At 62.4% G+C, this 21,968-nt stretch carries 22 protein-coding genes; 9 read left to right on the top strand and 13 right to left on the bottom strand.

Features of this window, described 5'->3' with window-relative positions:
* Positions 1-317 precede the first annotated feature (317 nt).
* Complete coding sequence (locus BQ8794_RS28795; protein ID WP_077382114.1) at positions 318-1,022, bottom strand: phosphoribosyltransferase; 705 nt, start codon at positions 1,020-1,022, stop codon at positions 318-320.
* Between the two features lie 562 nt (positions 1,023-1,584).
* On the opposite strand from BQ8794_RS28795, the gene ku (BQ8794_RS28790) reads away from it, so the two are divergent.
* The gene (gene ku, locus BQ8794_RS28790) at positions 1,585-2,388 is read left to right on the top strand and encodes a non-homologous end joining protein Ku (protein ID WP_077382112.1); all 804 of its coding nucleotides are present in this window, start codon (positions 1,585-1,587) and stop codon (positions 2,386-2,388) included.
* A 41-nt stretch (positions 2,389-2,429) separates the two neighbouring features.
* Positions 2,430-3,470, top strand: coding sequence for an ATP-dependent DNA ligase (locus BQ8794_RS28785; RefSeq protein WP_077382110.1), 1,041 nt, complete (start codon positions 2,430-2,432; stop codon positions 3,468-3,470).
* Between the two features lie 32 nt (positions 3,471-3,502).
* Here BQ8794_RS28785 and ligD read toward each other — a convergent pair whose 3' ends face one another.
* On the bottom strand, positions 3,503-6,052 hold the full coding sequence (gene ligD / locus BQ8794_RS28780) for a DNA ligase D (RefSeq protein WP_077382108.1): 2,550 nt from the start codon (positions 6,050-6,052) through the stop codon (positions 3,503-3,505).
* A 3-nt stretch (positions 6,053-6,055) separates the two neighbouring features.
* Positions 6,056-6,925 carry a non-homologous end joining protein Ku gene (ku, locus tag BQ8794_RS28775; RefSeq protein WP_077382106.1) on the bottom strand — a complete coding sequence of 290 codons (870 nt, stop codon included), beginning with the start codon at positions 6,923-6,925 and terminating at the stop codon, positions 6,056-6,058.
* Between the two features lie 185 nt (positions 6,926-7,110).
* Here ku (BQ8794_RS28775) and BQ8794_RS28770 point away from each other — a divergent pair, with 185 nt between their 5' ends.
* On the top strand, positions 7,111-7,338 hold the full coding sequence (locus BQ8794_RS28770) for a hypothetical protein (RefSeq protein WP_077382104.1): 228 nt from the start codon (positions 7,111-7,113) through the stop codon (positions 7,336-7,338).
* Between the two features lie 494 nt (positions 7,339-7,832).
* Here the strand turns inward: BQ8794_RS28770 and BQ8794_RS28765 are convergent, their stop codons facing one another.
* On the bottom strand, positions 7,833-8,048 hold the full coding sequence (locus BQ8794_RS28765; RefSeq protein ID WP_077382102.1) for a KTSC domain-containing protein: 216 nt from the start codon (positions 8,046-8,048) through the stop codon (positions 7,833-7,835).
* Between the two features lie 142 nt (positions 8,049-8,190).
* On the opposite strand from BQ8794_RS28765, the gene BQ8794_RS28760 reads away from it, so the two are divergent.
* Together BQ8794_RS28760 and BQ8794_RS28755 are read left to right on the top strand one after the other, a co-directional pair.
* Positions 8,191-8,838: an alpha-ketoglutarate-dependent dioxygenase AlkB gene (locus tag BQ8794_RS28760; protein WP_077382100.1), complete on the top strand. Its 648-nt coding sequence runs from the start codon at positions 8,191-8,193 to the stop codon at positions 8,836-8,838.
* A gap of 134 nt (positions 8,839-8,972) precedes the next feature.
* The gene (locus BQ8794_RS28755; protein WP_077382098.1) at positions 8,973-10,247 is read left to right on the top strand and encodes a DUF763 domain-containing protein; all 1,275 of its coding nucleotides are present in this window, start codon (positions 8,973-8,975) and stop codon (positions 10,245-10,247) included.
* 41 nt (positions 10,248-10,288) lie between these two features.
* Here the strand turns inward: BQ8794_RS28755 and BQ8794_RS28750 are convergent, their stop codons facing one another.
* Entirely contained in the window at positions 10,289-10,732 is a 444-nt protein-coding gene (locus BQ8794_RS28750; protein WP_077382096.1) for a PPC domain-containing DNA-binding protein, read from the bottom strand.
* A gap of 253 nt (positions 10,733-10,985) precedes the next feature.
* On the opposite strand from BQ8794_RS28750, the gene BQ8794_RS28745 reads away from it, so the two are divergent.
* Positions 10,986-11,774 carry a TIGR02587 family membrane protein gene (locus tag BQ8794_RS28745; RefSeq protein WP_342188828.1) on the top strand — a complete coding sequence of 263 codons (789 nt, stop codon included), beginning with the start codon at positions 10,986-10,988 and terminating at the stop codon, positions 11,772-11,774.
* Entirely contained in the window at positions 11,771-12,217 is a 447-nt protein-coding gene (locus BQ8794_RS28740; protein WP_077382094.1) for a TIGR02588 family protein, read from the top strand. The genes BQ8794_RS28745 and BQ8794_RS28740 overlap by 4 nt, the downstream gene beginning before the upstream one ends.
* Before the next feature lie 176 nt (positions 12,218-12,393).
* Here BQ8794_RS28740 and BQ8794_RS28735 read toward each other — a convergent pair whose 3' ends face one another.
* Both BQ8794_RS28735 and BQ8794_RS28730 read right to left on the bottom strand, forming a co-directional pair.
* Positions 12,394-14,106 carry an HAD family hydrolase gene (locus tag BQ8794_RS28735; protein ID WP_077382092.1) on the bottom strand — a complete coding sequence of 571 codons (1,713 nt, stop codon included), beginning with the start codon at positions 14,104-14,106 and terminating at the stop codon, positions 12,394-12,396.
* An 88-nt stretch (positions 14,107-14,194) separates the two neighbouring features.
* Positions 14,195-15,166, bottom strand: a complete 972-nt coding sequence (locus BQ8794_RS28730) for an SDR family oxidoreductase (protein ID WP_077382090.1) — start codon at positions 15,164-15,166, stop codon at positions 14,195-14,197.
* A 33-nt stretch (positions 15,167-15,199) separates the two neighbouring features.
* On the opposite strand from BQ8794_RS28730, the gene BQ8794_RS35815 reads away from it, so the two are divergent.
* Together BQ8794_RS35815 and BQ8794_RS28725 are read left to right on the top strand one after the other, a co-directional pair.
* Positions 15,200-15,337: a hypothetical protein gene (locus BQ8794_RS35815; protein ID WP_167378869.1), complete on the top strand. Its 138-nt coding sequence runs from the start codon at positions 15,200-15,202 to the stop codon at positions 15,335-15,337.
* A 140-nt stretch (positions 15,338-15,477) separates the two neighbouring features.
* On the top strand, positions 15,478-17,010 hold the full coding sequence (locus BQ8794_RS28725) for an FAD-dependent oxidoreductase (RefSeq protein ID WP_077382088.1): 1,533 nt from the start codon (positions 15,478-15,480) through the stop codon (positions 17,008-17,010).
* A gap of 117 nt (positions 17,011-17,127) precedes the next feature.
* On the opposite strand, the gene BQ8794_RS37120 is transcribed toward BQ8794_RS28725, so the two are convergent.
* The 6 genes from BQ8794_RS37120 to BQ8794_RS28700 form a co-directional block, all read right to left on the bottom strand.
* A complete protein-coding gene (locus tag BQ8794_RS37120; protein ID WP_280174625.1) occupies positions 17,128-17,424 on the bottom strand; it encodes an SDR family oxidoreductase in 297 nt (98 codons plus the stop codon).
* A 37-nt stretch (positions 17,425-17,461) separates the two neighbouring features.
* Positions 17,462-17,911 carry an SDR family NAD(P)-dependent oxidoreductase gene (locus tag BQ8794_RS37115; RefSeq protein ID WP_280174624.1) on the bottom strand — a complete coding sequence of 150 codons (450 nt, stop codon included), beginning with the start codon at positions 17,909-17,911 and terminating at the stop codon, positions 17,462-17,464.
* A gap of 231 nt (positions 17,912-18,142) precedes the next feature.
* Positions 18,143-18,913 (bottom strand): TIGR01458 family HAD-type hydrolase, encoded by a 771-nt coding sequence (locus BQ8794_RS28715; protein WP_077382085.1) that lies wholly within the window; start codon positions 18,911-18,913, stop codon positions 18,143-18,145.
* A 98-nt stretch (positions 18,914-19,011) separates the two neighbouring features.
* Positions 19,012-19,965 (bottom strand): dihydrodipicolinate synthase family protein, encoded by a 954-nt coding sequence (locus BQ8794_RS28710; RefSeq protein WP_280174623.1) that lies wholly within the window; start codon positions 19,963-19,965, stop codon positions 19,012-19,014.
* On the bottom strand, positions 19,955-20,950 hold the full coding sequence (locus BQ8794_RS28705; protein WP_077382081.1) for a Gfo/Idh/MocA family protein: 996 nt from the start codon (positions 20,948-20,950) through the stop codon (positions 19,955-19,957). The genes BQ8794_RS28710 and BQ8794_RS28705 overlap by 11 nt, the downstream gene beginning before the upstream one ends.
* Entirely contained in the window at positions 20,947-21,918 is a 972-nt protein-coding gene (locus BQ8794_RS28700) for a Gfo/Idh/MocA family protein (protein WP_077382079.1), read from the bottom strand. Before BQ8794_RS28700 ends, BQ8794_RS28705 begins: the two co-directional genes overlap by 4 nt.
* Positions 21,919-21,968: the final 50 nt, after the last annotated feature.

The following is a 21,968-nucleotide window of genomic DNA, read 5'->3' as shown; positions in this document are numbered from 1 at the left end:
AAAGTCCTGTCCAACCGCGACAAGGGCCAGCATACGAAGGAACGCGGTCTGGATTCCAGGCAGATCGCAACTGAGCAGCGCCAGGATTACGCTGCCAATCGTTTGCGCGACTGACGGCTCACTCGCCGCTGGGGCGCGGTAGCGCGGCCCTGACTGGGGCCGCTTCAGGTGGCTGCAAAGCTCAAGGGGAGGGGGCCGTACGGCTCAGGCCCATTCGCCACTGAAGAGCGGTTCTATCGGATGGCGCGATTTGGTTATTTTGAGTTCGCGCAGAAATATCGCCGCGCTCGACGATCTCCATCGGTTGTCGGTCCTTGCTAGCCATGGCGTGCTCCTTCGGCAGATCGCGTCGACGACCTGCTCTCAAACTGCTCTGCCTCACGCAGCAGCCGGATCACCTCCGCGTCCGTGGTCTGTTCGAAATCCTCATAATATCGGCCCACCGCAACAAAAGGCTCAGGCGTGGCGAGACATACCACTTCGTCCACATCGGCTTTGATCAGGTCCAGCGTGTCCCGGGGTGCGACCGGGACGGCCAACATGACATGCGCCGCCCGATCCTTCCTTAGCGCCTTGAGCGCCACTCTGACCGTGCCTCCGGTCGCAATGCCGTCATCGACGACGATGACGGTCTGGCCCAGGACCGAAGCCGCAGGCCGGCTGCCGAGGTAGAGTTTTCTGCGGCGTTCGATTTCGAGCAGTTGCCGCCGTTTCTCTGCTTCGACGTATTCGTCTGACGGCCGGACCAAAGCCATCGCCTCCTCGTTGAGGACGAGCTGCGGATTTTCCCCGTCGACGACCGCGCCGATGCCATATTCGGAATGGCCCGGCGCGCCGATCTTGCGCACAAGCAGCACGTCGAGCCGGGCACGGAGTGCCTTCGCCACTTCGAAGCCAACCGGCACGCCGCCGCGCGGCAGCGCCAGCACCAGTGGATCGGTTGCCGCGAACCTGGTCAAAGCGGCGGCAAGCTGGCGCCCCGCATCCGTTCGATCTTTGAATCTCAAGGCGTTAAAGCGCATAGTCTTCACCTCCAAGGCCGAAACCCTGGCGTGGTGCTGCTCAGGCTTCCTCCTCGCCCAAATTCAGCTTGCTGGCGAAACGGCGATTGGGGCAAATTGTTTCATCAACCCTTGGCAAAAATTGGCGAACGATGCGATTGAGAACCCGGTTCTGGGCCCGGATGCTCTCCGGCAAAGGGTTGTCCCATGGGCTATCGCCAACGCTAGCGATTAGAACGAGCTACAACGCCTTCGTCATCCTAGGGCGGAGCAGGAGCGAAGCGACGTCGCGGAGACCCTGAGATCCATGCCGTTACATCCGCCAAAGAATGCTGCGGTTCAGAAACGGCGCCTGGGTGGTAGCGCTCGATTCTGGTCGGCCGGAGCACTGCGAGGTCTGCGCCGCGTCGCTGCCGCCGGGCTGTTTGTACGTCCCGAACTGCGCTTGCGTTCATCGCTTCCTTCTCGAACCGGAAAAAAGATGGATTCTTGGCTGCTCGCCTTGGGCGCGCGAAAAAATCGCTGCTGGAACAATCGATCGCCCTGCTGCGTTCGACTGTTTTACTCCTGCCGGGGGTGCTCGATGGCGCCACGTCCTTTCTGGAAAGGCTATCTGAAGCTTTCGCTGGTGACCTGCCCGGTCGCGATGACGCCCGCTACCACCGAGAGCGAAAAAGTCCGGTTCCATACGCTCAATCGCAAGAGCGGGCATCGGGTGGTCAGCCAATATGTCGATGCCGTCAGCGGCAAGCCCGTTGCTGAAGACGACGAGGTGAAGGGGTACCAGCGCGGCGAGGACGAATACGTCCTGCTCGAGGACGACGAGATCGACGCGGTCGCGCTCGAGAGCACGCGCACCATCGACATCGACATGTTTGTCGATGCCGACAGCATCGGCTGGATCTGGTACGACAAGCCGCACTATCTCACCCCTGACGACCCGGTGGGGGAGGAGGCATTCTCGGTCATTCGCGACGCGATGCAATCGACGGGGACGGTCGGAATATCGCGACTGGTCATGTACCGCCGCGAACGCGCCGTCATGCTTGAACCACGAGGCAAGGGCATCGTGCTGTGGACACTGCGCTATGGCGACGAGGTTCGCGATCCCGAGGATTATTTCGGCAAGATCGACAACGTCAAACCCGACCCGAAACTGATGGATATGGTCTCGACCCTTATCGATGAGCGAACCAGGCAGTGGGATCCCGCCATGACTGGAGATCCCGTCCAGGCGCGGCTGCTGGAGATCATTGCCTCGAAGAAGAAGGGCAAGAAGGGTCCGGCCAAGGCGAAGACCAAGGCCGAGCAACCGGCCAGCAACGTGATCAACATCATGGATGCGCTGCGCAAGAGCATCGGCTCGGAGGCCGGAAAGCGGAAATAAGCGCCTGGGAGCAGGCTGGGCTGGGGGACAAAGGCAGCACAATGAAGGTCATACCCCGCGATCCTGCTTTCGACAGCACCCGCCGATCCAGCGATTTCCTCCTGCCGCTCGATACGCCTCCGATGGAGGCAAAGGCGGCCGATGCGATTCCCGAAGGAGACGGATGGCAATACGAACGCAAATGGGATGGTTTTCGCTGCCTGGCATTCCGGCAGGATGATGCGGTGGAGTTGCGCGCAAAGTCAGGCAAGCCGCTCGGACGCTATTTTCCCGAACTCGTCGCGACATTGAAGGAACTACCGTCGCGCCGTTTTGTCGTCGACGGTGAAATCGTCATCTCGGTCGACGGCAAGTTTTCGTTCGACGCGCTCCAGATGCGGCTTCATCCCGCCGAGAGCAGGATCCGCAAGCTGTCCGCCGAAACCCCGGCTCGCATCGTCCTGTTCGACATGCTCTGCGATGAGCACGGAACCGTCTGGTTGGCGCGGACCCTGAAAAAACGGCGAGCGATCCTTGAGGCTTTCGTCGCTTCGGCAAACCGCAGGAACATCGTGCTTTCGCACTGTACGCGCGATGTAAAGGAAGCCCGCTCCTGGTTAGGGGATGCCGGACATGGGGCGACAGACGGCGTGGTCGCCAAGCGGCTGGACGGTCCGTACCAACCGGGGGTGCGCGCGATGGTGAAGGTAAAGCGGTTGCGGTCGGCCGATTGCGTGGTCGGCGGCTTTCGCTATCTCAGCAACAGTCCGCAGGTCGGTTCATTGTTGCTGGGTCTGTACAACGAGGCCGGCAAGCTCGATCACGTCGGTTTCACCTCGACCATTGCCAAGGAGGACAGGGCCGAGCTTACCCGCAAACTCGAAGCCATGCGCGAGCCACCCGGCTTTACCGGAAAGGCGCCGGGCGGACCGAGCCGCTGGAGCACCGAGAGCAGCGGCGAATGGGAGCCGGTCCGGCCCGAACTGGTGGTCGAGGTACGCTTCGATCACGTCACCGGCGACCGTTTCCGGCACGGCACCAAGTTCCTGCGCTGGCGGCCGGACAAGGCTCCGGAGCAATGCACTTTCGAGCAGATCGCCTGATTATTCCGATGCATGCACTCGTAGTGCCGTCCTCAAGCCGCTTTCTTGCGCCGGTTTGCACGGTCTTCGATTGGCGCTGCGGCCGCGCGGAAATCCTGCCAGGGGTCCGACGCGAGCGAGGCAAGCCGGGTCGGCGTGTTCTCGACGGTAAAATAGGCCGATCCGATGCCGGGGCCGAGCTCGTCCCAGGCAAGCGGCATCGACACCGCCGCACCCGGCCGTGCTCTTGTCGAATAGGGTGCGACCGCGGTCGCACCGCGCTGGTTGCGCAGATAGTCGACGAGGATTTTTCCGCGCCGTTTGGATTTGGTGATGGTCGAGACGTAACGGCCAGGACTGTCCGAAGCCATGGAGTCGGCAATCGCCTTGGTGAAGGCTTTTACAACAGGCCATTCCGCTTTCGGCTTCAACGGCGCCACGACGTGCAGACCCTTGCCACCGGAGGTCTTGATGAAGGGGACAAGCCCTGCATCCTTCAGCCGGTCGCGGGTCTCGACGGCGGCTTCGATCACCGCCTCCCAGCTCACGCCCTCGCCGGGGTCGAGATCCATGATGATCGTATCCGGACGCTCCCAATCGCTCACCGTCGAGCCCCAGGGGTGGATCTCCAGCGCCGCCGACTGGACGAGACCGATCAGCCCGTCGAGATCATTGATGCTGATCAGCCGCTCGTCGGGCGGATCCTTGGGGTCGTGGACCAGTACGATGCTTGGATTGAGCCCCTTCCAGGCATGCTTCTGGAAGAATTGCTCGCCCGAAATCCCGTTGGGACATCGCACCAGCGCCAGCGCCCGGCCGACGATGTAGGGCGACGCATAGCGCCAGACCTCGGCATAATAGTCGGCGAGACCTTCCTTGGTCACGCCCTCGTCCGGCCAGTAGAGGCGGTCGGGATGGGTGAGCTTGACGGTCCGGCGCTGGGGTTTAGCCACCTCCTTGCTCGTCTTCGGCGTCTCGCGCACGATCTCCTTCGCCGGCTTGTCTTCGCGCAATCCGCGGAACGAGGCGTGGCGCAGATTGCCGTCGGCGGTCCACGCCCGGAACTCGACTTCGGCGACGAGGTCCGGCCTGACATAGCGGACTAGCCGAGCCTCGTCGGCGCTCAGCCGCTCGTCGAACGGGCTTGACGGAATGCGTATCCGTTCGAGCTTCTTGAACAGGCTCTCGGCGACCGCTGCCGTGTAGCCGGTGCCGACGCGCCCGACATGATGAAGCTTGCCGTCGTCATAGACACCCAGGACAAGCGAACCGATCGCCTTGCGCGAGGTTGTCGAGGGGATAAAGCCGGCCACGACAAATTCCTGCCGCGCCGAGCATTTCGACTTCACCCAGTTCTTGCTGCGGCCGGAGCGGTAGGGCACATCGCGAAGCTTGGAGACAATGCCTTCCAGGCTCAGCCGACAGGCGTGTCGCAGCACCAGGGCGCCATCCTCCTCAAAATGGCCGCTGTAGCTGATGATGCCGCTGTCACTGCCGATGATCTTTTCCAGCAATTCCTTGCGCTTGATCAACGCAACGTCGCGCAGATCGTAGCCGTCGAGATGAAGCAGGTCGAAGACGTAGAAGCGAAAGCGATCACTGCGGCCCTCGCTGAGATCGGCTTGCAGCGCGGAGAAATCCGATGCGCCGGCGGATGTCTCGACCACGAGTTCACCGTCGATCAGCGCCGTCCCGACAGGGATATCGGCCAGCGCCGAAACGACCGCCTTTCCGAATTTCTTCGTCCAGTCGAGACCGCTTCGCGTCAACAGTTTGACGCGGCCGGCTTCGATCCTGGCCTGCAGCCGGTAGCCGTCGAATTTGATCTCGTGCAGCCAGCGCTCGCCCGATGGCGCGGACGAGACCAGGGTCGCCAGCGTAGGCTCGACGAAATCGGGAAGCGCCGCCTTCTTGGCGCCCTTGATCTTTGACGGTTCGGGAATGCTGCCAGTGGCGGGAGGCTCTTCGGCTGGACCGGCCCTCGTGCTGCCGCCGCGGCGCTTGCGAATGCGCCCTGTCTTGGACGACCAGCCGGGCTCTTCGCCGGCGACGTCCTCGATCTTGCGGCCGGTCGCGACGGATTCCGGCCGCTCGTCCAGAATGTCGGGATCACCTTCGGTGCGCGCGGCGTCATCGTCGCCTTTGATCAGCAGCCAGTTCTCGCGCTTCTCCCGGGGCTTTCCGGCCATCCGCACAAGATGCCAGCGGCCGCCAAGCTTCTCGCCGTGAAGTTCGAAATCGAGATGGCCTTTCGCATAGCCGCGATGCGCGTCGCCGATCGGCGTCCAGGCGCCTCTGTCCCAAAGGAGGACGGTGCCGCCGCCATACTCGCCCTTCGGGATTGTGCCTTCGAAGTCGCCATATTCCAGAGGATGGTCCTCGACGTGGACGGCAAGACGCTTCTCGCCGGGGACCAGGCTCGGCCCTTTTGTGACGGCCCAGCTCTTAAGGACGCCGTCCATTTCGAGACGAAAATCATAATGGAGCCGGGTGGCATCGTGCTTCTGTATGACGAAGCTGTTGCCGGTCCTGGGCGCCCTGCGGCCCTGCGGCTCCGGGGTAACGGAAAAATTGCGCTTCTTGCGGTAGGTCTCGAGCGCCATCGGTCAGCCGGCCTTCCGACGCGGCGCTGTCTGCTTCGCCTTGGCATGGCGCGCTGGCTTTGACTTTGCCGCGGGCTTTCTTGTCGAGGGCTGCTTGCCGCCAACGCCGGCACTCTGGCGCAGCGCATCCATAAGATCGACGACCTTCTCCCGCTTTGCCGGCTTCGGAACGGCGATCTTCTTGCCTTCGAGCTTTGCCTTCACTAGCTCGGCGAGCGCCGCCTCATAACGGTCGTCGAATTTGGTCGGATCGAATTTGCCCTTCTTGGTCTTGATGATATGTTCGGCCAGTTCGAGCATCTCGCCCTCGATCTTCAAGCCGGGGATGTTGTCGAAAGCCTCCTCCGCCGAGCGCACCTCGTAGTCGAAATTCAGCGTCGTTGCGACCAGGCCTTCGTCATAGGCGCGGATAAGCAGGGTCCGGACGCGCCGGAACAGCACGGTCTGGGTGATCGCGGCGACCTTCTTCCTGCGCATGCCTTCGCGGATCAGCCCAAACGCTTCCTCAGCGTGTTTGTCCGACGGGGCCAGGTAATAAGGCTTGTCGAAATACACATCGTCGACATCGGCACAGCCGATGAAGGCCGAGACCGACAGCGTCTTGTCGCTCTCCGGGACAGCGGCTGCGACCTCATCGGGTTCGAGCACGACGTACTCACCCGAGCCGATCTCAAAGCCTTTGACCTGGTCGTCCTTCTCGACCGGCTTGCCGCTATCGCTGTCGACGAAGGCGCGATGCACCCTATGGCCGGTGGCGCGGTTTATCGTGTGGAAGGCGATCCGCTCTGAGGCTGAGGCAGCCGTGTAGAGCGCCACTGGGCAGCTGAGTTCTCCGATTTTCAGAAAACCCTTCCAATTTGCTCTCGGCGCCAAGACAATAGCCTCACTGTCACAAACATTGCTCAGGAAATGCAACGTGGCGGCGCCGCGATTTGTTCCTTTGGCGCCTGCGCGGCGATGATCAGAGGGGTCATGGGCCAGTGGGCCAGCAGATAAGCCATTCCGCTGCAACCAAATTCACCACCCGCCGTTGTCGAGCAGCAAGGGAGCGGTTGGCCATGACTGGATTATCACTGACGAGACTGTCGTTTTTGTCGGCGCTGGTGGCGGCTCTGGCTCTGGCGGGTTGCAGCAACGAGGCCGAGCCGACACAGGGCAGCACCAGCAGCACTGAACCGACACAGAGCAACACCAACACCGTCGACCAAAATCCCGAGATCGACAAGGATCCGACGCCGAAGACGACCACGGGCGGCGATCAACCCGGTACGCCCCCGGCGCAGTGAGGGATCGGCCGACCGAGCGGACGCACCACGGACGACAAAGGCACGGGGTGGTTTCGTCATCCCAGCGCGGAGCAGGAGCCAAGCGACCTCTGCGGCTCAGAATAAAAGCGCAATGTAGCGATCCTTCGCGCCCCCCTCTGTCCTGCCGGACATCTCCCCCACTAGGGACCCACTAGGGACCCACTAGGGGGGAGATTGGACGTCACCACCGATTTCGCCAACCACCAACCGTGCAAAAAAGGACGATGTCCGCGAAGCTGGCAATCTCCCCCAAGTGGGGGAGATGTCCGGCAGGACAGAGGGGGGCGCTGCCCTCCGCGATCAAAGGTTCTGCACCGCAGCAGCGCTCCAAGGTAACGGCATGGATCCCAAGGTCTGCGCCGCGTCGCTTCGCTCCTTGCTCTGACGAAGCGATGGGCGTTTCGGCCAATCTCCAACGTTTCGATTGCGACTGACGGGAATTATCGAGGTTCTCTGCCGATCGGCCCGACCTGTCAAATTCGCTGTGCAGAGGGTACCAAATGGTAGCTGTACCGGTCTCGAATAAAAGCGTTGAAGAACCGGCCTTTTGCCGAGGCTTTGCGGAATGCTGCGTAGGTCTGCGGCGGCACGTCGTGGTAATCATAGCGATTTCCGCTTGGGACAAACCATACGGAGAGGGTGCTCGTCGCCGGGTCGTAATTCATGCTCTGGATAGCAGTTGAAGGCATTTCTTAACCCTCGATGCGTCCGGACAATAACCCGCCCCGGCAAGCCAGGTTCCGTCTCGCCCGAGATATGGAGGCGGTGATCCGGCCGGCTCGACGCCTCCAAGGCCTTGCCGCCTTGGGCTGGCTTCACCAATTAGGGTAGATGCCATCGCTCAAGACCAGGCAGCCGCAATTCGCCGGACAAGGCGACCTGTTGCTCGCGCCCGACTTTCACGCACGTGACGACCTGCCGGAAGGATTTCACTACCAGCCGGAGCTGATCACGGCGGAGGAAGAGGCCGAGCTGGTGCGGCAGCTCGAAAGTCTCGCCTTCCAGCCTTTCGACTTTCATGGCCATCTCGCAAACCGGCGCGTCGCCGGGTTTGGCCTGCGCTACGATTTTGACCAACGCAAAGTCGTCGAGGCGCCGGCGATCCCTGCTTTTCTGATGCCGCTCAGGGACAAGGTGGCGGCATTTGCGCGGCTGCCCGCCGATGCTTTCGTGCAGGTCTTGATCAACGAGTACCGGCCCGGCGCGGGTATCGGCTGGCATCGCGACAAGCCGCAGTTCGATGCCGTGGCCGGCGTTTCTCTTCTTGCGCCATGCAGCTTTAGGCTCCGCCGGAAGAACGGCACGAGATGGGCTCGCGAGACCGTCACCCTCGAGCCAAGGTCGGCTTACCTGATGACGGGCCGGGCGCGCACCGAATGGGCGCACAGCATCCAGCCGGTTGCCGCGCACCGTTATTCGATCACCCTGCGGACCCTGCGCCCGCAACGGTCGACTCGATCAGAAGCGATAGTTCGATGACCAGAATCGAGACCGGCTCCTGTTTTTGCGGTTCGATAAGTGCTGAGATGCACGGCGAACCCGTTCTGGATTTGCTTCTTCACCTTCTATACCTACTGTTGAGCAGGGCATAGATCGGCAACAGGCAGCAAGATTTGGCACAACGATCGGGAAGCGCAGACCTCCCACTTCATGGCGGACGCGTGCCGAAATGGCTTGGCGACCGTATGACGCGGCTTAGCGCGGTCATGTGTGAGGCGATCATTCACCATTACGGTCGCGAGGAGCTGCTGCGCCGGCTGGCGCATCCCTTCTGGTTCCAGTCGTTTGGCGCCGTCATGGGAATGGACTGGCATTCCTCCGGCATCACGACCAGCGTCATCGGTGCCCTCAAACGTGGTTTGGCTCCGCTTTCCGGCGAACTCGGTATTCACGTGTGCGGCGGCCGCGGCGCGCATTCGCGCAAAACCCCGCATGAGCTTGCCGTCATCGGCGAGCGCGTCGGCTTCGATGGAACAGCCCTGGCAACGGCCAGCAGGCTCGTCGCCAAGGTTGACAGCGCCGCCGTCCAGGACGGCTTCGACCTTTATCTGCATGGCTTTATCGTCACCGATGACGGCGACTGGGTCGTGGTGCAGCAGGGCATGAACGGCGACAGCAAGGTGGCGCGCCGCTATCACTGGCTGTCCGAAGGCCTGAAGAGTTTCGTCGAGCAGCCGCATGCCGCCATCGAAGGCGCCAACCAGGGCGAGATCGTCAACCTGACCGACCGCCGCGCCGACGCCTCGCGCAAGGGCCAGTTGGACCTCCTGCAGGATCTCGGACCGGATCGCATTCTGAGGGAGTTCGCCGCGCTCGAACGTGATGTGGCTGTCGCACCGGAGCCCGACCAGCCAATGCTGCCGCACCTGGCCATGCCGGCGCACCACGACGTTCGCGAAAGCGATGTCGTCATGCGTCGTCTTCATGGCAACATGGCGGCGGCTGCCGAGCGTGGCCCCGCCGATTTCTCAGAACTTCTCCTGGTCCCCGGCGTCGGTGCGCGCACGGTGCGGGCGCTGGCGCTGGTTGCCGAGGTTCTGCACGGCGCGCCATGCCGGTTTTCCGATCCCGGGCGCTTCTCGCTGGCACATGGCGGCAAGGACAGGCATCCATTCCCCGTGCCGCTGAAAGTCTATGACGAGACGATCGGCGTCCTGAAGTCGGCCGTCCACAAGGCCAGGCTCGGTCGCGACGAAGAAATCGGTGCCTTGAAGCGGCTGGACGACCAGTCGCGGCAGGTCGAACGCTATGTCACCGGCCCCAGCCTGGAGGAAATCGTCGCCGGAGAGTTCGATCGGTCGCATCCGCTCGGCGGCCGCAGCGTGTTCGGCTGGGAAGCCGCACCCGAGGCGCCCGCGGATGCTAAACAAATCAAACAAAAGCGATGATCGGACCGGACGCAGTTCAGCGGACCAGGCCTGATCCGTGTTCAGGCATCCAGATCAATCAAGGCGATGCCGAGTTCCGGACGTTTTCTGCGGCGCAGATGACCAGGCGTTTCCACCAATGTGACTTCGAGAGTCGGCCGAACAATGCCATCGAGCAGATGTCCGCCCTTCGTGCTGCCGTCGCGCAATCCGAGCACCGCATGGACGTGAAGGCTGGGCTTGCCGTCGTCGCCGATAGCAACATCGCCGATCGCGCTGAGCACCTCGCACTGTTCCTGGACTGGGATTTTTCGATAGGTTTTTTCGTTGATATCGAACCAGCCGACTGTCGCCGTTTCGAAGGCGCCGAGCGCGGTCAGCGAGGCGCCGCCGATGTCGTGATCGACCGCGAAGGCTGTAAGTGCTGCGAACGCTTCCTCGCCGGGGTCAAGCACCACCACGAACGTCCTTTGTCCGGCGCTTTCGGCGACGAGCTGCGATTTCATGATTTCACTCCAGACGCTGTGTCGGCTTTGAATTGTCATTCGATCGAGAGTTTGAACGGAAAGCTGGCTCGCGAGTTCCCATCAGGTTTGGCTTGGCTTTGACCATCGCAGCGCCGTCGACTGTGGCGAAGATACAGTGGCCCGGAACAAGATTGCCCAGGAAACATTGTTCCCCGCAGGCTATCTCCGAGGAGCGGACGTGGCGTCAACCGATATCACCGTCAGGCATGCACCAACGCCGCGTGAGTTCTGGATTGGCCTTGGCCGCGCCTTTGCCGGAGCGTTGATCTTCGCCGTCCCGGTGCTGATGACCATGGAAGCTTGGGCGCTGGGCTTTCACCTTCATCCACTGCGGCTCGCCCTGCTGCTCGCAGTCACTTTGCCAATGCTGGTGCTGCTGCACAAGTATGGAGGCTTTCGCCAGACGGTGGCGCTGCGCGACCGCATCGCCGATGCCTTTGTGGCCATATTTGTGGCCGCTGTGGCGGCTACGGCGGTGTTCTTTATTTTCGGCATCGTGACCGCCGAAATGCCGCTACGGGAGGCGATTGGCAAAATTGCGGTGCAAATTGTCCCAGGCAGTCTCGGAGCATCCTTGGCACGCGCTCAGCTCGGCACGAGTTTGTTGGAAGAGGAGGACATTCCCGAGCCCGGCTACACCGGAGAGCTGTTCCTGATGGTGGTCGGAGCGCTGTTTCTATCGGTGAACATCGCACCAACGGAAGAGGTCGTCCTCATCGCTTACAAGATGCAACCCTGGCAGGAAATCGCCCTGGTGGTGGTCACCCTCGCTCTCATGCACGCCTTCGTCTACGAGTTCGAATTCCGCGGCTCGCACAGTCCCGAGCCAGGCGCTGGATTCGTCAGCATCTTCTTTCGCTATGCGATCGTCGGCTATGTCCTGGTGATGCTTGTGAACCTTTACATCCTGTGGACGTTCGGCAGGAGCGATGGCGCCGGCTTCTCGGAGACACTCAGTGCAGTCGTGGTTCTGTCGTTTCCTGGCGCGCTCGGGGCGGCGGTTGCGAGGCTCATTCTGTGACAAAGACTTCCGCAAAAGGCGACAAGCAACAGAAGCAGCAGTCCGACAACAAAGCAAAGACACGCAAACCCGGGACTTCGGTCACGGAGTGGGTCGTGGCGGGGATAAGCTCCATAGTTCTGCTTGCCGTGCTCAGTTATCTTGTCGTCGATGGCTTGAGCACGCGCGATGGGACCGCCCGGATCGTTGTGCTGCCGCTTGGCGTCGCGGTCACCGAGGGCGGCTACGTGGTCGAGTTCGCCGCTGCAAACAGGGCGGGGAAATCGGTTGCTGCTGTCGAGATCAAAGGTGAGCTCCGCAATGGCGATGAGGTCGTCGAGGAGAGCAGCGCTACGCTCGACTATGTCCCACAGAAATCCCAACGGAAGGGCGCGTTGATCTTTCGTCGCGATCCCGAGGCCTATGACCTGCGCCTCTTTGCTAGTGGATACAGTGAACCCTGACCAGTCGGAAACGCCATGGATGAACTGGAACTCCGCATGGATGACGCGATCAGCCCGGCCGCTGCTTCGCCCTGCTGTAAATGCGACATGGCTGCAGCAGAACCAACATGGCCCGTGCCTCCGAGAATGATGTGCATGGGCGATCCTTTTCGCTCCCTATTCCTCTCTATTCCACCCTATTCCTCCGGGGCGGTGGCAGGAGCCGTATAACGGCGACGTACCGCATCCAGAACGTGCTCGCGGCTTTCCTGCGCCGAGAGCCTTTCGTCCTTTTCCGCCTCGGCGGTCTCGCGCGCCAGCTCCTTGTCCCTGATCTGTCGGCGAAACCATTCGGAATAGTCGCCGGCGCGCAGGTGATGCTCCCAGGTTCTGTCGTCGATGCCATCGGCAATCTGAGCGAAGATCATCAGGTTGTGGGCCCGGAGGTTCATCGCGTCGTCGGGACCTCTGAAATAGAAGCTGCCGGCCTCGTCGAGTTGACCTTCTGCATACTTGCGGCTGTGACGCTTGAGCGACTGGCGCGGCTCGATCGCTTTGACCATGGCAATTTTCTTGCGGGCTTGCGGCCGCCAGAACAGCACGCGCTCGCCTTCTGGCGAGGGAATATCCTTTGGCGGCTTGGTGTCCGTCTCCTGACAAAAGGCCTTGATGACATTCTTGGCCTTGGGACCGAGCGCAATGACGGCAGTGACCAGACGCAGGGCGTCGGTCGAGATCGCTTCCGGATGAACGGTGATCAGGACAGTGCCCGGCAATTCCAACGACAGGATGGCGCGCGTGTCGTCGCGCCTCTTGGGCAGAAGATGATGCGCCTCGTCGATGACCAGCCAATGCGGCCTCGCCGTGCGGTAGCGGAAATTGCCAAGACCGGGGAGCAGGTCGGCAAAGAAGTCTGGTCGCTCATTGACCCGCAACGCCAGCCCGTTGACGACCACATTGGTGTCGGGCTTTTCGATCAGGTCGAGCACTTGTGCCTTTGTCGGTTCGCTTGAGCCATCGCCTATCCGGACGGCGCCTTCGAGGCCGTCATAGTCGCCTTCCGGATCGAAAACGCAGAATTGGAATCCGTTCTCGACGAAGCGTTCCGTCAGCGCGGTGGCCAAGGTGGATTTGCCGATGCCGGAGCTTCCGGCGATCAGGACCGTGTCGGTCGGCGTCAGATAGACTTCGTCGCCGCCGACCGAACCAAGAAGGATGCCGTCACGGCCTTTTCGGACAAATTCCCGATCACGCTTGACCAGCTTTTCGATCAGTTCCTCGACGCCCTTTCCACGCGCGCCGCGCGTTACAAGATCCGCTGTATCCTTGACTGCCGCAAGGGCGTTCTCGACAGCGACGCTGCAGCCGCAGGCCTGCAGGAACGCATGATCGTTTTCAGCATCGCCAATACCGACCACATTGTGTGGCGACAGCCTGAGGTCCTCAAGTGCGGCTGCCAGCCCGGCTGCCTTGTTGATGCCGCTGGGCAGCACCATCACCGCGCCCTTGTTGAAGATGATTTCCAGCTCCAGCCCAAGTTCCTTGATGACCTCAAGAACTGTTGCCTGGTATGGTTCCCAGGTCGCGACGATCGACCGTCCGACTGAAAGCGGCTTGACGCCGCGCTTCTTCAACCTGGCGACAAACTTCGGCGCCGGTGCCGGTGAGATCGCACGTTCTTCCTCGCTGGCCGGCGTGTAGATCAACGCCCCATTTTCGGCGACGACTTTGTCGAACACGCCGAGCTCGGGAAAAACCCGCTTGAGGTCGGGCAGTTCTCGGCCGGTGACGAGGATGAGCTTGCGGCCACTTTTCTTGAACCGTTCGAGGGCTGCAAGCGTCTTTTCAGCTACGATCCCATCGTGCGCCAGCGTGCCGTCATAGTCCGTCGCCAAGGCAATGAAATACATCTGTCGACCATTTCATATCTGAGATCGCCGCTACCACCGGCACCGGCGAGAGGTCCACGCTGATCGAGGCCGGGCGGGCGACAAGTTCTCAGTAGCCGCCGATGATCGGCAATATCTCGCCGGTGATGTAGCTTGAACAATGCGGCGAGGCGAGGAACACATAGGCGGGCGCGATTTCCTCCGGTTGCGCCGGCCGTTTCATCGGCGTGCCTGCGCCAAATTTCGAAACGTCGCCGGCTTGCTTGTCCGACGGGTTGAGCGGCGTCCACACCGGGCCCGGCGCCACGCAGTTCACCCGAATTCCCTTTTCGATGAGGTTGCCGGACAGTGCGCGCGTGAAGGCATGAATGCCGCCCTTGGTCATCGAGTAGTCGACCAGCTGCTTCGAGCCCTCGATGCCGGTTATGGAGCCGCTGTTTATGATCGCCGAACCGGGCTTCATATGCGGCACGGCCTCCTGCGCCATGTGGAAATAGCCGTAGAGGTTGGTCTTCAGCGTCGTGTCGAAATGCTCTTCGGTCAGCTCGCTGAAGTCGCTGGAATGGACCTGGAAAGCGGCGTTGTTGACCAGCACGTCGATCCGGCCAAATTCCTTCACCACCTCAGCCACAGCATTGTGGCAGTGGTCGCGTTCGCTGACGTCGGCCTTGACCAGCATGCAGCGACGGCCCTCGGCTTCGACGGCCCTCTTCGTTTGTTCAGCATCCTTGTCCTCGGTCAGATAGACGATCGCCACATCGGCGCCTTCGCGCGCATAGAGCACGGCCACGGCTCGGCCGATGCCGGAATCGCCGCCGGTGATGATGGCCACTTTGCCATCCAGCTTTTTTGATCCGATATAGAATGGCGCGTCGTAAAGCGGCGCCGGCTCAATCGCCCATTCGTGCCCCGGCTTCGGCTGGTGCTGCTCGGGAAAGGGTGGCTCGGGATATTTGCGTGCTCCGGCCTGCATGGCGCCTTGTTGCTTGCCGTTGCCCTTCGCTTTGTCCTTGGCGTCGATGCCGCGCTGGATGTGGCGTTGCTTGGCCGCCTCGCCGGCGATTTCCGATTTCATCTGCATGGCTGTCTCCTTGGCTTGGAGAACGAACAACGCATGTCCGGCGAAAAAGTTTACGCGACGGCGCCATTCCTTCAGTCCGAGATGCGTTCGACAATCGACCGTTGCAGCCGCGGCAACGAATCCAAACGCCAGGAAATCGACGGCATGTACTGCCCAACAGGCAACGAATGAGGCGGCCGGACGTTTGGGCACAAGCGGTGTCCGAGAACCCTGAACGCGCGCGCCCGCCAGGCAGAAGGTATGCCGAGGCTGGTGACCTGACGATTTCCCGCTTCTCGTCCTTACAGGGGATCGCACCAAGGGAGAGGAAAATGGCTGAAGGTCATACCAAACCAACCGGGCCGGATCTGGTCGAGGGCATCGCGTTATCCGACCTTGCCGATGGCGCAAAGCTCCTCGGCCATTGCGGCGATGACGAGGTGCTGCTGGTGCGCCGCGGGGCCGAGATCTTTGCCATCGGGGCGACATGCACACATTATGGCGGGCCGCTCGTCGACGGTCTTGTGGTGGAAGACACCGTCCGGTGTCCCTGGCATCACGCGTGTTTCGATTTGCGGACAGGCGAGGCCTTGCGCGCCCCTGCTTTCAGTCCACTCGCGTGCTGGTCGGTGGAACAACGCGATGATCGGATAGTCGTGGGCGAGAAGCGCAAGCGGACGGTGTCCAAGCCGCGCCCTGGCGGCTCCGGCCAAGCTCCCGAAAAAATCGTCATTGTCGGCGGCGGCGCCGCCGGTTTCGCGGCGGCAGAAACACTGCGGCGCGAACATTATCAAGGCAGCATTGTCATGCTCAGCAACGACGAAGCGCCGCCGGTTGATCGGCCCAATCTTTCCAAGGACTACCTCGCCGGCAAAGCACCGGAGGATTGGATTCCGCTGCGCCGAGAAAGCTTCTATTCGAAGAACGATATCGACCTGCGCCTCAATGCGGATGTCGCCAGCATCGATGCACGTTCTGGCGAGGTTGTGCTCGCGGACGGAGCCCGGACTGCCTACGACAGGCTACTCCTGGCGACCGGAGCCGAACCGGTTCGCCTGACCATACCCGGCGCCGACCAGCCACATGTTCACACGCTGCGCTCGTTCGCAGACTGCAAGGCGATCATCGAGCGGGCCACGACTGCGCGCCGCGCCGTCGTGCTTGGCGCCAGTTTCATTGGCCTGGAGGTTGCCGCGGCCCTGCGCTCGCGCGCGATCGAAGTTCATGTCGTGGCGCCGGAAAAACGGCCCATGGAACGGATCATGGGTCCGCAAATGGCCGACTTCATCCGCGTCCTCCATGAGGAGAATGGTGTCGTGTTCCATCTCGAGCACACCGCGAGCAGCATCGACGCCAGCAAGGTGAAACTCAGCGGTGGCGATACGTTGGCGGCGGATCTCGTCGTCGCCGGCATCGGCGTGCGACCGCGGACAGGGCTTGCCGAAACGGCGGGGCTCACCCTTGACCGCGGTGTCGCGGTAAACGCCTTTTTGGAGACGAGCGCACCAGGCATCTTCGCGGCCGGCGACATTGCGCGGTGGCCGGACCCCCACAGTGGCGAAAACATTCGGGTCGAGCATTGGGTTGTTGCCGAGCGGCAGGGGCGAACCGCAGCCCTCAACATGCTCGGCCATCGCCAGAAATTCGTCGCCGTGCCGTTCTTCTGGAGCCAGCACTACGATGTTCCCATCAACTATGTCGGCCATGCCGCGCAATGGGACGAGATCGCGATCGATGGCGACATCGTTGCCAGGGATTGCCTGCTCCGTTTCAAGCGCGAAGGGCGCACGCTGGCTGTCGCTTCGATCTTCCGCGACATCGAAAGTCTGGGGGCCGAGGTGGAAATGGAGCGCCAGATGACCTAGTGGTAAAAGCCTGACACTTGGTAGCCGACGCGTGGAGCAGCTCAGGCTGAAAGGCCGCCGATCAGGCAACCACGGACAACATGGAAGGTCAGCCCCGCAATCGCGCTCAGGGCGTCCTCAATAAGCCCGAGTGAATCCGCCATCGTGTAGAATGTTCAAGCCTGTCATGTGATCAGTGAGGGGCGACAACAAGCTCTCGACGACGACGGCAACTTCAGACGGCGTCCCATACTTTTTGAGTGGAATATTGTCGGTCTCGACCGCAATCCTTTCTTCAAACGTCACGCCGGCGTCCTGCGCTCGCCTGCCAATTGCATCCCGATACCAGGGCGAAAGCGTGCCACCGAGTGAAAGAGTGTTCACATGAATACCTCTTTCGCCGAGCGCAAAGGCAAGCGTTTTCGCTTCTCCCAGCCACGCGGTGCGGATGACGTTTGCGGTAGCGTAGTGGCTAAAGAACCTGAGCCGAAGAAATGCCGGAAATGATTACGACCTTGCAGCGACGGCCTGCTTCAGGGGCCGGTTCCATCCGAGCGATTGCCGACTTCAACAGGGACAGCGGCCCAACGAAGCTTATCTGAAACAGCGTTCGCCAGACCTCTGGCTCGGGCATAGGGTCAGCGGATGAATGCGGTTGGGGCGGCATAAGAACGACCCCATCAAGCTTGAGGCCCGACGTGGCGAGGTGCCGATCAAACTCGCCCAAAGCGGCATCGGATGCCATATCAACCGGTATAGCTTCATGCGAACCGTTGGCTGGTGCAGGCAGGGTCGAAGCGAGCGACTCAAGCCGCACCTGATTGCGGGCCGCTACAATCAGACGTGCGCCACCGGCCGCAAGCCGTTCGCAAATTGCTTGCCCGATCCCACCCGTTGCCCCAGTCACAAGTATGGTCGACATCACACCACCCTGCCAGTTTCGAGCACTGTACCCTGGTATCTCTGGAAAGCCATCGGCACCCCCGGATATGGGTCAGTTTCTTGCCGTCCACCGGTACTGTCAGACTTTCACCGCTGGCGAAGCGCACGCTGTTATCCGCCTTCCGTTGTGATCAGCATTCAATTGCACTTCGTTTATTCCGCGCAGAAGGTCTGGGCTGCTTGCGCTGTACGGCCGGTTCAGCCCGCGCAATCAGTCTCGGCGAGCAAGGATCCAGTCGGTCGCCGCCGCGAGATCGGCGACGGTTGCGGTCGGGCGCGGATCAAACCGTTTCTCGTCGCCCTGCCGGTATTTGCCTGTCCGCACCAGCAATGCGCCCGACAGTCCGGCGTGCAGCGCGCCAGCTATGTCGGCCTCGGCGTCGTCGCCGACCATGATCGCCTGGTCTGGCGGACAGTCCATGCTTGCCAGCGCCGACAGAAAGAATTCCGACGACGGCTTGCCGAGAACGGTTGCGCGTTTCAGCGAGGCAAACTCCAATGCCGCGACGAATGGCCCTGCATCGAGGCTGAGCTCGCCGTCGGCATCCCGAAACGTCCGGTTGGTGGCAAGGGCCAGCAATTCGGCCCCGGCGCTCAGCTCGCGGAACGCGTCATTCAACGCCGCATAGGTGAAGGCGTCTCCGGCATCGCCGACGATGACGGCGCGATTGTCGCGATCTGGCAGTTCGCAAAAATCCGGCGCAAGGCCGGGGTGGACCAACAAGTATGGCGCACGGCCATTGCGAAGCAGCCATTCGCGAGCTGCGTGCGCCGGGGTGAAAACATCTGCCTTGGCAACGGTGAGCCCCATCGCCTGCAGACGTTCGAGAACCCTCTGTTTCGAAGAGCGCGTGGTATTGCTTATGAAGCGTATGGCCAAGCCGGCCCGGCGCAAACGCGTGACGGCGTCGATCCCGCCTGGTATGGCGGTCTCGCCATCATAGATGACGCCTGCGAGGTCCAGCAGTACACCCCTTGTCATCAGTCCAGCATGACCACGAGTCCGTCAGGCGTCAAATCCGGAACAGGCCATGGTTGTTCCTCTTGGATCAGGGGGCAGGCACAGGCGATTAGCCGAGGTCACTGCCACCATCCGGGGAAGGCCGTTCGTGCGGCTTGGGCCAGCGTCGCGATCGCCTCGTCGGGAACCGAGCTGTAGGGCCAGAGCAGTCGCGGGCCAAGCGGCGCCCAGCCGCCGGCCGCGGCCATCGCTTTGTCAAGCGCCGCATCGCTGACAGCGTAGCGCGCGCGAAAGGGCAGTACGTGGGTGGCGAGAAAGGCCTGGATGCGCGTCTCGACCTCGGCAGCGGCTGCCACGTCGGTGCGGATCGTCTGCCACCACATTACCGCGCCCTTGGGGTTGAGGCAGGCAACGTTCGAATAGCTGCCGTGGGCGCCCCGGGCGAATCCCGTCGCCAGCGTATGGCCGGGTACGAAGACCGAAAATCCCGGCAGTTCGCGGCGCATGTCGGCGTACCAGCCGGCGTCGCCGCCCGGCAGCTTGGCGCCGACCAGCGACGGCACCGACGCACGCAGCCTGGCGATGCCTTCGAGCGTCAGGCGGCGCTTGGCATGCGGTGGATTGTAGAGCACCAGCGGCATGTCGGGCGCGGTCTCGCACAGACCGCCGACGAAGCGCATGACCTCGCCGTCGCTGGGCGGCCACCAGTCGGGCAAGGTGAATTGCACCGCGGCCGGACGAAGCGCCGACACCCGCATCAGCCGCTCGCGTGCGACGCGCGGATTGGACTGGCTGATGCCGATCTGGAAGGGCAGGCGCGCGCGGCCGGCAATCGCGGCCATCAGGGCGCAAAGCCGGTCGAACTCGGGCTCGGTCTGGCAGTGGAATTCGCAGGCCGTGCCGTTGGAATAGATGCCATCGACGCCTGATGCGCAGAGCCGGGCGATCGTCTCCTCCGTCGCTTCCCAGTCGATTGCCCCGCGATCGTCGATGGCCAGCATCACCGCGCCCCAGACGCCGCGCGGCGCGTGTGCGGGCAAGTGGCTCAGGTGATCGTCGAGCTCAGGGCGCACCGGCGATCTCGTGCTCGCGGCGCGTTTCGTTCGACGCAAAGGCGGCCTCGATGATGGCAATGATATTGCGGCCATAGGCGCCGTCGACCGGCACCGGCTTGTCGTCGGCAATGGCATCGCGCATCGCGCTCCATTCGCGCACCAGCGCGGCATGCATCCAGTTCGGCTCGAATGAGCCGGGCAGGTCGGTCCAGGCCGTGTCGCGGCCAAGCATCGTGCCGCGGCCCATGTCGATGCGCAGCGTTGCCTGCTCGCAGACCAGGTCCATGGCGTAGCCGGCCGCGCCATTGCGATAGCCGACGCTCTGCACCTGGCCGAGTCCGCCGCCGGCGAAGCGCAGTCCGAGCAGGGCAGTGTCGTCGGCTTCCTGGTCATGGGACATGGCGTCAAGCATGGCGCTCACCGACACGACGTCGTCATCCATGAGCCAGACCAGGCGGTCGAGCGCATGGATGCCGGCCGTCAACAGCATGCCGCCGCCGGTCGCCTTGCGCAGGTGCCAGTCGCGGCGATTGTGCTCCATCCACAGCTTGATGATCCAGCTCGATCCGACGAGCGGCCGGCCGAGCGTTCCTTGCTCAAGCATTTGTCTGGCCGCCATGCAAGGCAGCGCGAAATGCATGAGATGGGCGACCATCAGCTTGACGCCAGCGGCGGCCACGGCGGCGTTGATCGCATCGCAGGCCGCCGCCGTCGGCGCCATCGGTTTTTCCAGCATGATGTGCTTGCCGGCGTTCGCCGCGCCGATGGCCATTTCGGCATGGAGATGGTGAGGACTGGCGATGAGGACGGCGTCGACATCCTTGTCGTCGAGCGGCTTGCGCCAGTCGGTGTAGCCGCGACCACCATGTTCGCTGGTGAAGGCGGCCAGGGCATCGTTATTCCCGCGGCACGATGCGACGAGATGCAGGCCCTGCACCTGCTTGATTGCCCTTGCATGGGCGGCGCCGAAATCGCCCGCTCCGATAATGCCTATTCCAATCATCGTCCTGCCTTTTCATACGCGGCGTCGATCAGCGACATCGCCGCAACATAGTCATCGATCGAAGTCGCCGGCGGCGCTTTTCGAACCAGCCGGTCGAGCGTGTCGCTCATGCACAGGCGGTAGCGCGTCGCCGGCAATTCGATCGGCAATTCTATGATAGCGCCATCGTCGAGCGTCGCACAGAAGGCGCGCTCGCCATAGTCGATGAGGGTCGCATTCTCACTGACGATGCGCCATTCGAAATCGCCGCCGGGGCGCATCGAAGCAAAAGTGTATCCGGCCTCGACGACGAACAACGCTCCGGCAGCGTCTTCCAGTACAAGCAGCGCATGGTCCTCGACCGGGGCGCGGTGAATGCGGTTCTCGATCGAGACGGTTTTTAGCCTGAGCGCGCCGGTTGCCAGGCCGAGCGCGGCGTCAACGCCGTGTATGCCGAGGTTCCTCAGCGCGCCGCCGCCACCGATCGCCGGATCCACCATCCAGGCGACGCCGTCGGCCGCATAGCGCTGCGGCGGGCCATTGACCAGCCGGAACTGGCAATGCGCGACCGCACCGGCGCGGCCTTGGCTGCGCAGCCGTTCAAAGGCAGTGGCGGCCGGCCCAAAGCGGTTGGGCAGGGGAACGCTGACAAAGGCCTGGTGCTGCCTCGCCAGTTCGCTGAGCGCAGCCAACGCTGCGGTGCTGCTGGCCGCCGGCTTTTCCAGGATCAGCGGTATGCCGGCTTCGATGACGGCACGCGCCCGCGCCGGCACCGTCGAAGGGTGTCCCATCAGCAGGATCGCGTCCGGCGGGCTGGAGAGGATTTTCGCAAAGTCGGTGATGAACGGCAAATGCTGGCGCGTCGCGAAGGCGCGCGCATGCTGCGCGTCCTCATCCCAAATGCCGGCAATCTCGGTGCCGCAAAAACCTGCAGCGTCGAGATGCATTTCGGCGTGCCAATGGCTTGAGCCGGCCAGGACAATCTTCATTTCAGCGATGCAATCCTCTTGCTTGCAGGATATCCTACAAGTCGCTATGC

Source organism: Mesorhizobium prunaredense, from assembly GCF_900156895.1.
In the GTDB taxonomy this organism is placed as follows: Bacteria; Pseudomonadota; Alphaproteobacteria; order Rhizobiales; family Rhizobiaceae; genus Mesorhizobium; species Mesorhizobium prunaredense.
The sequence above is the reverse complement of the archived record's forward strand: the minus strand, read 5'-3'. Positions and strand labels throughout refer to the sequence as shown.